The sequence below is a fragment of the Gordonia sp. VNK21 genome, from assembly GCF_046098115.1.
Taxonomy (GTDB): domain Bacteria; phylum Actinomycetota; class Actinomycetes; order Mycobacteriales; family Mycobacteriaceae; genus Gordonia.
In genome coordinates, this window is record NZ_JBJURU010000011.1 from 101869 (window position 1) to 116729 (window position 14861).

Consider the following 14861-nt stretch of genomic DNA (forward strand, 5'->3'; position numbering starts at 1 on the left):
CCGCGGTCAGCGCGCCTGCCCGCGGCGCCGGGTGAGCGCCCACACCGCCAGCAGCAGCGCTGCGCAGATCCCGCCGACCCCGGCCAGCGCACCGGCCACCGCGGGCGGATCGGCCGGCGGCGACGGCGCGACGACGCTCCTGCCCGCCGCCGGGTCCGGCAGGGCGGCGGCCGGCGGCAGCACGGCGGTGAGGGCGGCGACCGGATCGACGACGCCGAATCCCACCGCCGCATCGCGGTCCGGCCCGCCGCGGCTGGTGCGCACGATCCGTTCGATCACCTCGCCGGCGGACAGCTCCGGGAAGCGGGCGCGCACCAGCGCCGCCACCCCGGCCGCATAGGCCGCCGCATAGCTGGTGCCGGCCAGCGGCCGACGGCCCGGCTGCCCGTCACCGTCACCGTCGCCGGTCAGGGCGTCGACCAGTCCGGATCGGCTCACGCTGACGATCTCGGTGCCCGGTGCGGCCACGCTCAGCCACGGCCCGCGGAGGCTGAACTCGGCCGGCTCGCCGGTGCGCGCGTCCACGGCGCCGACCGTCAGGATGTCGCGGCCGAAGCGGGCCGGGGTCGCCACTGTCGCGACCTGCTCCCACTCCCGCTCCGGCGAAGAGGCGGCGGCCGGATTCTGCTCGCGGCAGCCGGAGGCGTCGGAGAGGTTTCCGGCCGCGGCCACCACCACCGCGTCGCGGCGCCGCGCATCGGCCAGCGCGCTGCTGACGGCGGCATCGTCGATCGCGGAACCGGCGGGGGCGCAGGCGGTTTCGGCGATCGTGATCACCGAGGCGCCGAGGTCCAGGGCGCGCACGATTGCTTTGGCCAGGGTGGGCAGCGGCCCGTAACCGGCGCCGACGACGGGCGCCTCCCGGTCCCCGGATCGGGCGTCCTTGACCCGGTAGGCGCCGGAGGACTGACGGATGGTCAGCACCGCGGCCTCCGGTGCCACCCCGGCGAAGCCGTCGCTGCCGGAGGGCCGGGCGGCGACGATTCCGGCCACCAGCGTGCCGTGCAGATCGCAGTCCGTTCGTCCGTCGCCGGCCGACACGTAATCGCCGCCCGGAATCAGCCGCGGCAGACGGGGATTCGGCTGCACCCCGGTATCGATCACCGCCACCGTCACTCCGGCGCCTCGGCTGAACTGCCAGGCACGCGGTATCTCGAGCAGCAGGTGGCCGGCCGGCAGGGCGCCCGGATCGGCCGGCGGACCGGCCGAACGTGCGCACCGGGTGGCCACCTCGGTCGGCTCGGCCGGACCGATCGGGGCCGCACTCACCGCCCGGCCGGCGATCACCGCGGCCGGCGGAACCGCGCACACCGCACCAGGGTGGACCCCGCCCAGCGCCGCCGCTAGCAGGGCGGCGAGCACCCGGCGCAGCGCCGTGGCCGGCGCCATCACAGACCGCGCACGGTGCGGTAGACGCCGAGCAGCCACAGCAGCAGAGGCGCCACCGCGACCAGGACGGCGTAGCCGCCGAGCTCGGCGATCCGGCGCTGCAACGGTGAGAAGGCGTGGTCGCCGGCGGTGGTGCCGACGGCGAAGGCGGCCACCGCGAGCACCCCGGCCGCCGCGGCCAGCACGATCGGTGACGAGGTTCCGGCGGCCGTGAACAGGGCCGCGGCGCAGCCGGCACCGATGAGCGCGGCGGACTGGCTGCGGTCGGCATGGCTGTGCGCCCGGACCAGCAGCGACACCGCCACTGCGGCAGCGAAGATCCGCTGATCCCAGCCGCTCGGCGGGCGGCTCGCCGCCCCGGACGCGACCAGCAGGGCGGTTGCGGCGGTGACCGCCGAGGCCACGACGATGCCGGTCAGATAGCCCGCCGCCAGCCGGGCCCGCGAGCGAAGCACGTCCAGATCCACCAGCGCCACCGCGGCGATGGCGGCGACCCGGTCGTCGTTCTGCGGCACCGCATCGAGTCCGTCCACGGCCACGGTGACAGCGCCCGGACCGTCCGGCGGTGCGGCCGTGGAGGTGGCCGGCACCGGCGGGAGCGGCAGCCGGGCTGCGGCCACCGCCAGCCGGCCGGCGAGCAGCACGACGGTGAGCGCCGCAGCCGCGGTGATCGCCGCCGCCGGCACCGGTGCTGCGGTGAGGAGCATTCCGGCCCCGGCTGTCGCGGCCAGCGCCCCGGCCGTGACGATCGCGGCGTGCAGGGCGTGCGCGACTCCCGTGCAGCGGTGGGTGATCACCGCCGCGGTGAGGGCGCAGCCGCCCGCGCACAACAGCCGGGCCGCGGGTGAATCCTGCACCGGCGCCGCCGATCCGGCCAGTGCGGCCGCCATGGCCGCACATCCGGCGAGGACCGCGACCGAGCCGTTCTCGGCGCCGGTCCGGGAGCCGACCGCCGCAGCGCCGGCCAGGACGACGGCCACAGCGGCGCCGAGAACGGCCGTCGTCGCCGGAACACCGGCGGAGGCTGCGGCCACCGCGGCGACCAGTGCCGCGCCCACGGTCACGGCGTAGCCGGTCGAGCGCGCCGCCCGCTGCGACCACGACGGGGCATCGGCCTCGGTCTGCGCGGCCAGACCGTCCACCACGTCGTCGACGATCGCCCCCGGTGCGGTCGGCAGATTCTCCCGGAGCACGAGCACCTCGCCGTCACACACCTGCGCGGCGGCCAGCGTGGACTCCGGCGGCAGCGGGGCACCGCCGATCCGGGCCAGGGTCCACTCCCGGTACTGGTCGGGCGGAGGCGGCGGGATCCGCAAGTGCCCCAGCACATCCGGCAGCATCACGGCCAGCGGCAGCTGCGCGGGCAGTGCGATGTCGAGTTGACGGGACCCGCCGAGCACGGACAGCCGGACCAGCTCCGGCTCGGGTGTGATCCCGGGCCCATTGCCCTCGCCGGTACAGACAGCAGTCATAGCGCGAACCTTCCCCCCACGGTGCGGTGCTGAGCGTCGACATAACCATCCGGACGGGGCGGTCGAGGACCGAATCAGAGTTATCCACAGATGTCCGGACCGAGGGTGCGAACCGGCCGGAACGTCCGATCCCGGTGATACAACCGTGGCGGGAGACGATCGGGGGACCGTCTCCGGCAGATCATCGACGGGGGACACGATGACGTCGACGGTGGATTTCGTCCGGCGGGCCCGGCTGCCTCAACCGCTGCCTCCGGGTGGCGAACTGGTGCTGAGCCCGCCACCGGAGATTCCGCGGGCGGTACCGCAGAACCTGCTGGTCCGGCTGCTGCCGGTGGTCATGATGGTCGCGGTGATCGGGATGATCTCGCTGATGTTCGTCACCGGCGGGCGCGGTGCACTGGCCAATCCGCTGTATCTGATGTTCCCGCTGATGATGGTGATGTCGATGGTCGGCATGCTGGCCTCCGGCGGACGCGGCGGGCCGGGACGGGCGGCCGAACTCAACGAGGACCGCAAGGACTATCTGCGCTATCTCGGCCGGATCCGGGGCGAGGTGGCCGCGACGGTGGCGACTCAGCGTGCTCACGCCCAATGGAGCCATCCGTCGCCGGCCGCCCTGGCGGAACTGCTGGGCGGGCCGCGGATGTGGGAACGCCGCCCGTCCGATGCCGACTTCGGGCAGGTGCGGCTCGGTCTGGGCACGCACCGGCTGGGCAGCACCCTCGTGCCTCCCGAGGTGGGGCCCGCAGAAGACCTCGAGCCGGTCGCGGCGGGTGCCCTGCGCCGGTTCGTGCACGCCTTCGCCACCGTCGCCGACCTGCCCACCGCGGTGGCGGTGCGCAGCTTCCCGGCGATCGGGATCGGCGGCCCGCCCGATGCGGTGCGCGCACTGGCCCGCGCGGTCGTCGGCCAGCTGTGCACCTTTCACGGACCCGACCATCTGCGGGTGGTGATCGTCTCCGACGATCCGCTCGCCGACACCTGGGACTGGGCCAAATGGCTGCCGCACCTGGCGCATCCCGAGCACCGCGACCGGCTCGGCCCGGCCCGGATGAGCTATCCGTCGCTGGCGCTGGCCGAGTCGGAACTGGCCGACGAGCTCGCCCAGCGCGGCCGGTTCGTCCGGTCTGCGCCGCCGGAACCGGGGCGGCCGCACCTGCTGGTGATCCTCGACGGCGGACCGGTCACCGGGGAGGAGGAGCTGGCCTGCGGCGCCGGACGCGACGGGGTGACCGTCCTCGACCTGGCGCCCGACGCCGATTCGCTGGCCCGCCGCCGCGGACTGCTGCTCTCGCTCGACGGGCCGCGGCTGGCCGCGCACACCGTGGCCGGTGTGGAGCGCTTCGCGACCGCGGACGCGCTGAGCTCGGCACAGGCCGAGGCCCTCGCCCGCGGCATGGCCCGCTACCGGCTGTCCGGCGGTCTGCTGCCCGCCGGACTCGAGCTGGCCGACGACGCCGCCGATCCGGGACTCCTCGCTCTGCTGGGCATCCCCGGTGCCGAGCACATCGATCCGCTGCGGCGCTGGACCGGCCGGCGCGGGCCCGACCGGCTGCGCGTGCCGATCGGCTTCACCGACGACGGCACTCCGGTGGATCTGGACCTCAAGGAGAGCAGCCAGGGCGGCATGGGACCGCACGGGCTGTGCATCGGCGCCACCGGCAGCGGTAATAAGCAAATCGGATAGTGACTGCGATTATTGCTACGCTAGCCGCATGGCGTCTACCAGCATGAACGGCACCGCTGCGATCTACACTCGCATCTCACTCGACAAGTCTGGTGAGGGGGTCGGCGTCGAGCGCCAGGAGGAGGCGTGCCGTAGCCTCGCCGAGTTGCACGGCTACACCGTCGTCGGCGACGCGGCTGGCGAGGTCTTCTGCGACAACTCGCTGTCGGCGTACAAAGGTGTCGAACGGCCGCGCTTCAAGGCACTGTGCGCCCTCATCGAGTCGGGCGAGATCGACCGCGTGTACGTGTACAGCACGGACCGACTCGCACGCCGCACCCGCGATCTGCTGGACCTCATGGATCTGATGCGCCCCCGCGGCGTGACCGTCCACGCCGTCACCGGCGAGGGGATCGACCCGGCGTCCGCGAACGGCGCCCTCATCACGACGATCCTCGGTGCCGTCGCGGAGCAGGAGTCCGCGCACAAAGCGGAGAGGATTCGCGCCGCCTACGAGCAGCGGGCGCATTCCGGCAAGCCGAAGACCGGCGGCCGGCGACTGTTCGGCTACGAGACCGACGGCGCGACCATCCGCGAGGACGAGGCGGCATTATTGCGGAAGGCCGCTCAGCAGGTCATCGACGGTGTCAGCCTTCGCTCTATCGCCGCGGACTGGAACGCCGCCGGCTTCACCTCAACCCGGGGCAATCGCGTCGACACGGTCATGGTGAGGTCGCTGCTCAAGAACCCATACATCGCGGGGTTGAGCACATGGAACCCCACCGACAGCGACGGCCGTCGTCTGCTCCGCAACCGTCAGGTGGTCGGGGAGGGGAGTTGGCCGGCCATCATCGAGCCAGCCATGTGGGAGCGTGTCCAGGCCGTCCTGTCCGATCCGGCTCGCGTCAGCAACAAGGTCGGGAACACCCCACAGCGGCTCCTCTCCGGCCTGCTGCTGTGCCAGTGCGGCAATCCGATGTACAGGAGGACGAGACCGCTCAAGAGTGGTGAGGGACGCTACTCCTACTACTCCTGCAAGCGTCCCGTCCCCGGCACGCACGTCCATATCGGGTCCGACGACGCCGACGCGGCGGTCGAGGCCCTGGTGATCGCCCGTTTGAAGCGGACCGACATCGCCGCGTCGCTGGCCGCTGCCGCCTCGACCGACCACGGCTCGGCTGAGCTGGCTGCGCTGACCCGCGAGCGCGTCGACCTCCTGGCCCGGCGCGACGCGCTGGAAGACGCCGTCGCCGAGGGCACCGTCGCTGTTGCGTCGTTCGGACGCGCCATAGAGCGCGTCGAGCAACGACTGGCCGAGATCGACGAGAAGGTCTCCGCCTTGTCCGCGTCGTCGGACTCGCCGCCGCTGGCTGAGATCGCCGCTGCCGCGAGCGTCGAGAAATGGTGGGACGCCGCGGATCTCCTGCGTCGGAGAGCGGTCGTCGATCACCTGGTCACGATCACGGTCGGACCTGGGAAGGCCGGGGCGAAGAAGTTTGATCCGCAACGACTCCACGTCAAGTGGAAGGGCGTGGCCTAGTCAATTGGACGTGCAAGTAAAGCCGAGCCATATAAAAGGGGGACCCTGTGACCATCACCTACGCCATTCCCGACCTCCACGGGTGCCTACCCGAGCTGCGCGAGGCCTTGACCAAGGTCGATCTGTCCGACTCGACCGCCAGCCTCATCTTCCTCGGCGACTACGTCGACCGCGGTCCCGACAGCCTCGGCGTCCTCACTGCTGTGAAGGACTTCTGCGGCGCCCACCCCACCCAGGTGGTCGCGCTCGCCGGCAACCACGAGCGCTGGCTCCTCGACTGGATCGACGGCGACGACGACTCGACGTGGCTGCTCGCCGACACGGGCCTGGTCACCATCAAGTCGTTCCTGCCGACAGAGGTCATCGAGCAGGCCGTCGCCGAGCTGGCGGGCGGGTCCATCGACACCGTCAACGCCACTCTCAAGCGCGAGGTCGTCGCCCGTCATGGCGAATTGATCGAGTGGCTGCGGGAGCGACCGCTGCACTACGAGACCGAGACTCACCTCTACGTGCACGCCGGCGTCGACGAGGAGGCCGGACCGATGTGGAAGGCGATGACGCCTGACGAGACGTTCACCGAAAAGTTCCCGCCGTCGCTCGGCCCCACCTCGGTCGGCAAGATCGTCGTCGCGGGACACGTCGGCGTCGGTCCGCTGCACGCGAAGGAGGGCCGGATGCGCTGCTGGGAGCCCTATATCGATGCTGGTCACGTGTACCTCGACGGCCGTGTGGAGGACACCGGGGTGCTCAATGTCATGCGCTACGACAGCGTGAGTCGGACAACGTCCTTCCTTTGATTCACGGCACAAGCACCCGCCGGCCGGTGGCTGGCTGGTGCTTGTTCTCTCGATTCGCTGTGCGCCGTCCTCTGCCCGCGATCTACTGGTAGGCGTGGACGACGAGCAGATGACCGAGGCCGAGATCGACGAGCTGTTCGAGCGGACGCAGTCGATCGGCAACGCGCTACACGCCCTCGCGCAGGCTGAGCTGGCCGTCGCCGCCGTCGACGAGCTTCCGGCCGAACATCGGGCTCGAATGGACCGAGTCTTCGCCGCAGTTCTTGACGAGGTCGAGCGTCCGCGAGACTGATGGCTCGACCCGTTCAGGCAGTCAGTCCAGCCTGGATCGTCGTGTACTTGTTTCCGTGCTTGGCGAACAGGGCGGCAATCGAGTCCTTGTCGGCGCTGCATGAGTAGACGGCTTGGCGGACCTTGGAATCCTTGAGGTCCAAGCCGATCAAGTCCTCGCCGGACTCCACGCCGACCGCGATCACCCGGTCGAACCTGTCGCCGTAGTTGTCCGCGTACTCCGCAAGAGCGGCCAGTTTCGGATGGGCATCGCCCAGGTGCGAGCCGTGCGGGTCGATGATCGACGGCTTCAGCTGGCCGTCGACCTCGTGAACGAACACGAAGTCGGGCTGGACAGAACGCCACGTGCCACCGGACTCATGGACCACTCGCAGCGAGTGCTTGGACGCGCCCGACGGATTCCGGTACCAGCCGACGAGCTTCCCGTTCTCTAACTCGTGCGCGATGGTCGCCCGCTCCCACCGGTTCTTGGTCATCTTCAGATCCAGCGGGTAGCCGCCGTCGACGGTAGACAGGACGTGCTTGACCACTGTCGGCAGCTTGTTCCCGTCTGGGTCCTCTGTGCCGACCCGCTCGTCGTCCTTGACCTCGATGGACACCGGCTCGGGCTCGCGCGCCATGTCCTCGATAGCGTCGTAGACCGGTTGGCGCGAATCCGGCAGGGCCTTGATGCCCGCCGCGTTTGTCGTGAGCCACAGCCGGGTCAGCGAGTCCGCGGCGTCCTCGACGGGTGCCTTGACCGGCTCCTCGATGAACGCCAGCGCCGCCACCTGCGCCCGCACCGCGGTAATGTCCTCGCTGCCCGGCTCGCCAGCCTCGTAGGCCGCGCGGATCGCAGCTTCCATGTTGCGTTGCAGGTACCTGTTCACCACCGACGTCGTCAGCATCCGCCGCAGATGGCGGAGCGCATCGTCGACGGTCGTCGCGTCTGCCGCGCGCGAGTCTGCAGCGTCGTCGCTGGCATCGTCCTGGCCGTGCTCAGCGGTGATCCGCCGGATGTCGGCGGTCATGATCTCGTGGGCCTGCTCGTTGATCTGGCCGCGGTTGTCCGCGATGATGCCGTCCAGCACGGCGAACATAGCCGCGTGGGCGGCCTTGTCCGCACCGGGCACCAGCTCGTCGCGCGCCAGCTCGACAGCGGCCTTGAGCATCCGCTTGATCGGCTTGGGCGCGGCAGCCGGCTTCGCATGCGAGGGCAGCGACTCGATCAGCTCCACCACCGTCGTCGGTACATTCGGGTTGCGTACCAGGGACGCCGGCCCGAACAGCACATTCGGCACCCTTGCTCCGCCGTCGCCCGCGCGCGGCTCTCGCATGCCCATGATCTCCTCGGCCACGACCTTGGCGGTGCCGCGGTCGAAGTACGGCAGGTAGCACGAGGCCGAGTTGAGCCGCTCGACGCTGGTGGACTGCGCCAGCGGCGTGCGCACCATACGGCCGAGCAGCTGCGTGACGTAGGTGTCGTCGACGGCCGGGCGCAGCGACACCAGCACCTCGGCGCGCGGGCAGTCCCAACCGGTGCTGACCGCGTCCTTGGCCACCAGCACGCGGATCTGGTGGTCGTCCTCGATGTCCTGGGGCGCGACCTTGAGGATCTCGTACGCCCCGACCTCGATCGTCGAGCGGTCGCCGAGCACGTGCGCCACGCAGTCAGCAGGCATGTCCGGCCAATTCTTGCGCACCGTCTCCAGCATGAGGTGGATCAGTGCGTCCTCGTCTTGACGGCCCTTCTCCGAATCCTTCTGTCCCGCAGCCTTGTTCGGGATCTGGATCACCAGCAGCGGCAGCACCGTATCGATGCCCTGTTCAGCACAGTAGTGCGCCCACAGCTCGCTGACCGCGACGAAGTCGAGCGTGGCCTCGCGGACCATCGTGGTGGAGAAGTCGCCGTCCTCGTCCGGGATGTCGAGAGTCAGCGTGTTCTTCAGCAGGCCCGACTCCTGGACCCGCTTTGGGTCTATCTCGACGTTGGGCTCCTTGGAGAAACCCGTCGCATGCTTCATCGCCTCGTCGAAGCGCTTGACCGTCGCAGAGATGCCCCACACCACCGGCATCGGCGGGTTCGCGCCGTTGCCGTTGATGATCTTCTGCACGATCGTCTGTTCGTCGCCTGACGGCGCCTTCATACCTTCGTGCGCCTCGTCGAGGACCATGTAGAGCGTCTTGTCCTCGTCGCCGATCGTGTTGTCCAGGATCTCCCAGAACGTGAACCGCCGGGTGTCGGTGTGCTTGACGAAGTCAGCCTTCTTGCCGAGCTTGCTCGGGTTGATGAAGTAGACCTTGCCGGTCTCCAGTGAATCCTCGGCGTAGTGTTTGTCCAGCAGCACCAGATCGCCGGTCGGGATGGCGTCGGCACACTCGATGAACCGCCCCTTCGTCTGCTCGTTGAGCGCAGGGTCCTTGGATACCCACAGCACCACCGCGCTCGGATCGGCCGCGAAGTCGAACTCGTCGCTGCCGTGCAGCAGTGCCTCGATCACCGTCGCGGCGATGACAGTCTTGCCCGAGCCGGTCGTGGAGCTGAGCGCGAACGCGGTTCGCTTACCGCGCTCGTGCCAGTCGTGGCCAGCGAACCGCAGCGTCTTGAGGATCTGCTCGACCGCGTCGCTCTGGTAGTCCTTCAGCGTGAACCGCACGGCTCAGACCCTCCCGTTGTTGATCTCGAAGGTGCGCAGGTACGACTCGTAGAGCCGCACCGACTCCACGCCGTCAGGCAGTTGGCCGGCGATCGCCTGGAACTGCGTCGTGTCGTCGGTGACGATGTAGGCGATCCGCAGGCCCTCGGCGTGGGCCACCTCCTGCAGAAACGGCCTGGCTGCGTCGACGCTGAACAGCACCGCGTAGTAGTCGGCGACGTCGAAGGTGTCGCTGCGCTCCCCAATGATCCGCCCTTGCGCTCCCGCGCGCAGCCACAGCAGCGGCGCGATCCGCTCAAAGGCCATATCCAGCTCGACCAGCGCCGGGTTCTCGTAGGTCAGCCTGAAGAACTCGACGTTCGACTCCGTCTCGTGGGCCGCATTGGTCACGCGCGGCACCGTGACTGCCTCGCACACCCCGGACTCCTCCCACTCGTGATCTCCGGGACGCAGACCCTTCCGTCGCAGGCCGGGCGCAGCCTGTTTGCTGACCTCGTTGTTCGTGACAAGGATCGACCGCCGCTGTCCGCCGTCGGCGGCGTTCATCGCCATCACCGCGTGCGTCGTCGTGCCCGAGCCGCCGAAGAAGTCGAGGACCACCGCATCGGGGGAGTTGTTCGCCCACCGGATGAGCTGGCAGATCAACCGCATTGGCTTCTTCCCGTTGGCGAAGATCACGCCGCCTTCTGACGAGACGTGCGCCATATCCGAGTAGAAACCACGCCACAGGTCGCCCCTGATCACTGTGCGCCCGAATCGGGATTCGTAGTCGTCGGACTCCCGATAGTTGCGATCGAGCGTGTAGATCTGCCAGACCTTCCCCTTCGAGGACCTGGTCAGCCGATATGAGCGACCTTCAGTGTGGTGATCCACCCAGCTTCCGACGGGCACATCGACGTCTTTGGCCGAAACAGGTGGGGTATCGGTGCGCCCGATCCGGTCGAGGTTGGAATAGATGAACTCGCGTGCGGCATCGGAAACTGCTATCAGTACGTCCATCTTCGCCGCCCCGAGGAACTGTCCCTCCTTCTTACCGCTCGCGTGGACCAGCTCGAACCGCTCGATGTCGGCTCGCACGGCCGGTTCCCGGTCGAGCCTGTCGTAGAGCGATTCAGTCGTCCCTCCCTCGTTCAGCCACAACGGGTAGTTCGTGTCCCACTTGTCGATTCCGTCGTAGAGCGGGGTGTGCCTGAGTTGAGTGTCGAACGCGGGGGACTTCCGGTAGATCAGGACGTACTCGACGTTCTTGACGATCGTTCCCTGCTGCGCATTCGTCGTTTTGGGCCCCGACGTCGTCGACATCTCAACCGCGATCTGCGCCACGTGATTCTGCGCGCCGAACACCTGCTCCATCAGCAGCCTGAGCCGGTGCTGCTCATCGTCACCGATCGACACCATGATCGCCCCGGTCGGCTTCAGCAGCTCGCGGGCGATCCGCAGCCGGCGCTCCATGAAGGCCAGCCATTTCGAGTGCCGGTAGCTGTCGTCGCTGTCGACGAAGCTGTCGTTGTAGAGCCAAGACGTCTTACCGCCCGTGTTATACGGCGGGTCGATGTAGATTAGGTCGATGCCTTCACGATTGGTGAATCGCAACGCTTCGAGGGCGTGGAAGTTCTCACCGTTGATGACCGTGTGGAATGGCTCGTTCACTTCCGAATCGACCACCTCAGTCGAAACCAGACCTGGGAAGATTGGATCACAGAAGTCAGCGACGAAGACCAAGCCCTCGATCGGCCGTGACGCCGTCTCCTTCGTCCGTGGGTCCACGAGGTCAGCGACTCGGGCCGTTCTCGGCCCGGACACCTTCGTGACGATCCAGGTGGCCTCCGACTCGGCTTTGGCCTGCCCGCGCTCGGGCAGGAACCGCACCTTGTCGCCGACCGAGATCGGTCGCCCCACCAGCGCCACCGACTCAGGAGTGTGCCGCTCGAAGTTCAGGCCGAACTGGCGGCGCGATTGCAGCGCGTCGACGTGTCGGCGCAGCGCCTTAGCCGTCGCCGGATCGGTGCTCGCCACTCGGTCGAGGAGTGCCTGAAGTTCGTTGCTCACAGAGGGCAACACTACTGTGACGCCTGCGGCGACCTGCGGAGGATGAGCGTTCCGAGGTCGCCTCGGCGTTCACGGCATCACGCGACACACCCGCTCGCGGCTCAGCTTCGGTCACATGCTCGCGGACTACGATGACTCCTACCAGGATGATCGCCCCGCTCTCCGCCGACGCCGGGTGCGACGGCCCGAGAGTGAGAGCACCACCGATGTCGACCGGAACCGACGCGGGCCTGTTGGACAGGCCCAAAGCCCAGTCTGTCTACAAGCACGGAATCATCGAGCACTACGTCATTCGATACGCCGCGATGACCGCAAGCAAGCTCGACCCCAAGCGCTGCGTGCTGTTCGACGGATTCGCCGGGCGGGGCCGGTTCGAGACCGGCGAGCCCGGCTCAGCCGAGCACATGATGATCGCCGCTCAGACGATCAAGGCATCAACCCAGGTCGATCTGCTCCTCGTTGAGAAGGACCATGATTCGTACCTTGCGCTGAACGCCGTCGCCGACGAGTACCGCGAACGCGGGCTGCGGATCGACAGCTATGAGGACGACTGCGCGAGCCGCCTCGGCGACATGCTCTCGCTCGCCAAGGGCGCGAGCCTGTTCGTCCTGCTCGATCCGTGTGGTGCTGTGCTTCCGATGGACTCGATCAGGGGTGTGCTCAACCAGCGCGGGAAATGGCCGCGGACCGAAGTGCTTCTCAACTTCAACGCCGGGCTCATCCGCCGCTCGGGCGGCCAGTTGAAGAAGGGACAGATAGACCTCGGCGGAGTCGCGAAGGCCGACACCGTCTGCGGAGGCGAGTGGTGGCGCGACGTCGCGCTCGCGGCACACGAGAAGGCCGGCGAGGAGAACTGGGAGTCGGCGGCCGAGGCTGTCGCCCTTGAATACGCACGCCGTCTCACGGCGGGGACCAAGTACGGTGCGGTAGTTGCACCCGTTCGCCGGCAGGTCCACAAGCAGCCCATCTACTACCTAATATTCCTTACGCAGGATCCACACGGCTTCTGGGTCTTCGGGGCCGCGGCATCGAAAGCCCGCGAGAAGTGGATCGACTTCCTCGGTCCCGACCCGGAGGAGGGACAGGGCACCCTGTGGGACACAGTGAAGGACCAACTAGATCGGGAAAACGCCAAGGCCGTCGGACGCATTACCGAGAACCTTCGCGCATTAACGGCGGACGGCCAGCCAAAGCGCGTTGTTCAGCACTACGCGGAGATATTCGGCGACGTGTACGGCGAGGCAAAGGAGACGGCGTTCTCGGCTTCGCTGCGCGCCTTGGTCAAATCCAAGGAGGTCGAGTACGTGAGGAAGGGGAGTAGTCCTCACCAGCACGTCATCAAGAAATGGGGTGCGCAGCCCTAGGCCGTTTTCCTCGCCAACTCGGGCATGTCGTCCCATGTCCGGCCGCCCAGTTCGCGGCCGTTGGCCTTGGGAGTGCGCCCGCCCCACTGCTTGAAGAAGAACGCTACGTCTGCCTCGACGCACTGGTCGCGGATCTCCTCGACCCATACCGGGTCCATCGGCCGCGCCCTCGGACCGGACTCGCCGCCGGCGATCACCCAGTCGATGCCAGCAAGGTCCAGATTGGGCAGCGCGGTGAGCAGCGGCTCGCAGGAGAGAAACCTTGTCCTAGCGGGCACCGAGCGCAGGTGGTCGATCCGGTCGACCACGTCGGCTGACTCCACCGAGACACCCATCCAGAGGTTATCCGGCCAGTCGAGCCCGGCTGCGATCCGTTCCAGCCGGTGCGCGCGCTTGGTGAGTACCTGGTAGGTGTGCTGCGGCGTCGCCCGGATCACGTCGAAGACATCCTCAATGAAGCTCAGCGGCACCTTCGCGTGGAACAGGTCGCTCATCGAGTTCACGAACACGACCTTCGGCGAGCGCCAGCGCAGCGGCTGCTCCAAAGCTCGCGGGTGGGTGGTGACGCCGAAGCCCGGCCCGGAGGTTCGCGGGTCGCCGTCGTTCTGGTACTTCTCGGCGCCCATCGCCTTGAGTCGCTTGGCCAAAGCCAGCGCGTAGCAGTTGTCGCATCCTGAGGCGACCCTGTCGCACCCGGTCACAGGGTTCCAGGTGACCTCGGTCCACTCGATCGCGCTGTTGGTAGCCACCGCCACACCTTTCACATCCGTAACAAGGAGTGTCTACGGTATCGCCCCTGCGTGCAAGCCTGGCGCGGGTGTTTCCGTTAGTCCGCTGGCTCTGCCGCTGCGGACGCGGCCTTCGTCCGGAGAACATCGATGTAGTCGGCCCTCAGTCCCTGCCTGCGGACGCGCGGGCGCTTGCCCGCGTTGATGTCGTCGACGTACTTCGCCAGCCGGGCCGGATTGTCGCCGGACCATCCGTGGGCGAGCGCCCAGCCCTCCATGGCTGGTCCATCCATCGGGATTCCGGAGTCGCGCAGGAGCAGCAGCATGCTCACGACGTCATCCTTCTCGTAACCCGCTGCGATCGTGTTGTTGTGGTTGATCGTCAGCGTGAGACTCTTGAGAGCCTCGACGACGACCGGGTCAAGCGGCTCGGTCAGCGTGTCCCACGCCGACCCGTCGCCGAGAATCTCCGGACGCACCGCGGTCACCCAGGGCCGGATCTCGTCCTCGTTCCACGAGATGACGCACAGTGCCGTGATTCCCTGACCGTGGCGCAGCAGTTCCCCGATGCCGTCCATACGGGGCCACGCCATGAGTACTGGTCCACGCCCCGCCGGCATGCTGAAGCCACGGCCAGTGATGTGCTCGACGTCCCGGTAGCGGTTCACGAACTGCTCTAGCTTCGCGTTGCCCCGAAGGTTTGACTTGAGGGGCGTCCAGACCGAGATCACTTGGCCGTTCTCCACTTTGCTTGCGCACCAGGTGATCGCGGCGTCGATGCCTTGGTCGTCAGAGCTGGCTACCGCGCGTGGGTAGTCGATGTTTCGATCAAACACGTCGTCCTCCTGTGGTTGCCTGTCCCGACCGTAATCACGACGTCCGACATTCGGCAGAAGTCAACTGCCGACATCTGAGGGTCGCCCTCT

At 68.3% G+C, this 14861-nt stretch carries 11 protein-coding genes; 5 read left to right on the plus strand and 6 right to left on the minus strand.

Translation table 11 applies throughout. The annotated features are described in order from the left end of the window. Nucleotides 1–6 precede the first annotated feature (6 nt). Together mycP and eccD are read right to left on the minus strand one after the other, a co-directional pair. Entirely contained in the window at nucleotides 7–1389 is a 1383-nt protein-coding gene (gene mycP / locus ACJMNC_RS13435; RefSeq protein WP_408948460.1) for a type VII secretion-associated serine protease mycosin, read from the minus strand. Continuing rightward, on the minus strand, nucleotides 1389–2861 hold the full coding sequence (gene eccD, locus ACJMNC_RS13440) for a type VII secretion integral membrane protein EccD (RefSeq protein WP_408948461.1): 1473 nt from the start codon (nucleotides 2859–2861) through the stop codon (nucleotides 1389–1391). Before eccD ends, mycP begins: the two co-directional genes overlap by 1 nt. A gap of 199 nt (nucleotides 2862–3060) precedes the next feature. Here eccD and ACJMNC_RS13445 point away from each other — a divergent pair, with 199 nt between their 5' ends. The 4 genes from ACJMNC_RS13445 (at nucleotide 3061) to ACJMNC_RS13460 (ending at nucleotide 7159) form a co-directional block, all read left to right on the plus strand. Further along, complete coding sequence (locus ACJMNC_RS13445) at nucleotides 3061–4551, plus strand: hypothetical protein (protein WP_408948462.1); 1491 nt, start codon at nucleotides 3061–3063, stop codon at nucleotides 4549–4551. 28 nt (nucleotides 4552–4579) lie between these two features. Beyond that, nucleotides 4580–6070 carry a recombinase family protein gene (locus ACJMNC_RS13450; protein ID WP_408948463.1) on the plus strand — a complete coding sequence of 497 codons (1491 nt, stop codon included), beginning with the start codon at nucleotides 4580–4582 and terminating at the stop codon, nucleotides 6068–6070. A gap of 47 nt (nucleotides 6071–6117) precedes the next feature. Continuing rightward, nucleotides 6118–6867: a metallophosphoesterase gene (locus ACJMNC_RS13455; RefSeq protein WP_408948464.1), complete on the plus strand. Its 750-nt coding sequence runs from the start codon at nucleotides 6118–6120 to the stop codon at nucleotides 6865–6867. Between the two features lie 94 nt (nucleotides 6868–6961). Next, nucleotides 6962–7159 (plus strand): hypothetical protein, encoded by a 198-nt coding sequence (locus ACJMNC_RS13460; protein WP_408948465.1) that lies wholly within the window; start codon nucleotides 6962–6964, stop codon nucleotides 7157–7159. A 13-nt stretch (nucleotides 7160–7172) separates the two neighbouring features. Here ACJMNC_RS13460 and ACJMNC_RS13465 read toward each other — a convergent pair whose 3' ends face one another. Beyond that, entirely contained in the window at nucleotides 7173–9794 is a 2622-nt protein-coding gene (locus ACJMNC_RS13465) for a DEAD/DEAH box helicase (RefSeq protein WP_408948466.1), read from the minus strand. A 3-nt stretch (nucleotides 9795–9797) separates the two neighbouring features. Next, the gene (locus ACJMNC_RS13470; protein ID WP_408948467.1) at nucleotides 9798–11843 is read right to left on the minus strand and encodes a site-specific DNA-methyltransferase; all 2046 of its coding nucleotides are present in this window, start codon (nucleotides 11841–11843) and stop codon (nucleotides 9798–9800) included. 146 nt (nucleotides 11844–11989) lie between these two features. Between ACJMNC_RS13470 and tcmP the strand changes: the two genes are divergently transcribed. Next, nucleotides 11990–13207 carry a three-Cys-motif partner protein TcmP gene (gene tcmP, locus ACJMNC_RS13475; protein ID WP_408948468.1) on the plus strand — a complete coding sequence of 406 codons (1218 nt, stop codon included), beginning with the start codon at nucleotides 11990–11992 and terminating at the stop codon, nucleotides 13205–13207. On the opposite strand, the gene ACJMNC_RS13480 is transcribed toward tcmP, so the two are convergent. After that, the gene (locus tag ACJMNC_RS13480; protein ID WP_408948469.1) at nucleotides 13204–13956 is read right to left on the minus strand and encodes a DUF5131 family protein; all 753 of its coding nucleotides are present in this window, start codon (nucleotides 13954–13956) and stop codon (nucleotides 13204–13206) included. The two genes, tcmP and ACJMNC_RS13480, sit on opposite strands and share 4 nt — an antisense overlap. 77 nt (nucleotides 13957–14033) lie before the next feature. Beyond that, nucleotides 14034–14771 (minus strand): hypothetical protein, encoded by a 738-nt coding sequence (locus ACJMNC_RS13485; RefSeq protein WP_408948470.1) that lies wholly within the window; start codon nucleotides 14769–14771, stop codon nucleotides 14034–14036. Nucleotides 14772–14861: the final 90 nt, after the last annotated feature.

Excerpts from the sequence above, each read along its gene's own strand:
- mycP (WP_408948460.1), bottom strand. The coding sequence starts at position 1,389 with ATGGCGCCGGCCACGGCGCTGCGCCGGGTGCTCGCCGCCCTGCTAGCG.
- eccD (WP_408948461.1), bottom strand. The coding sequence starts at position 2,861 with ATGACTGCTGTCTGTACCGGCGAGGGCAATGGGCCCGGGATCACACCC.
- ACJMNC_RS13445 (WP_408948462.1), top strand. The coding sequence starts at position 3,061 with ATGACGTCGACGGTGGATTTCGTCCGGCGGGCCCGGCTGCCTCAACCG.
- ACJMNC_RS13450 (WP_408948463.1), top strand. The coding sequence starts at position 4,580 with ATGGCGTCTACCAGCATGAACGGCACCGCTGCGATCTACACTCGCATC.
- tcmP (WP_408948468.1), top strand. The coding sequence starts at position 11,990 with ATGATCGCCCCGCTCTCCGCCGACGCCGGGTGCGACGGCCCGAGAGTG.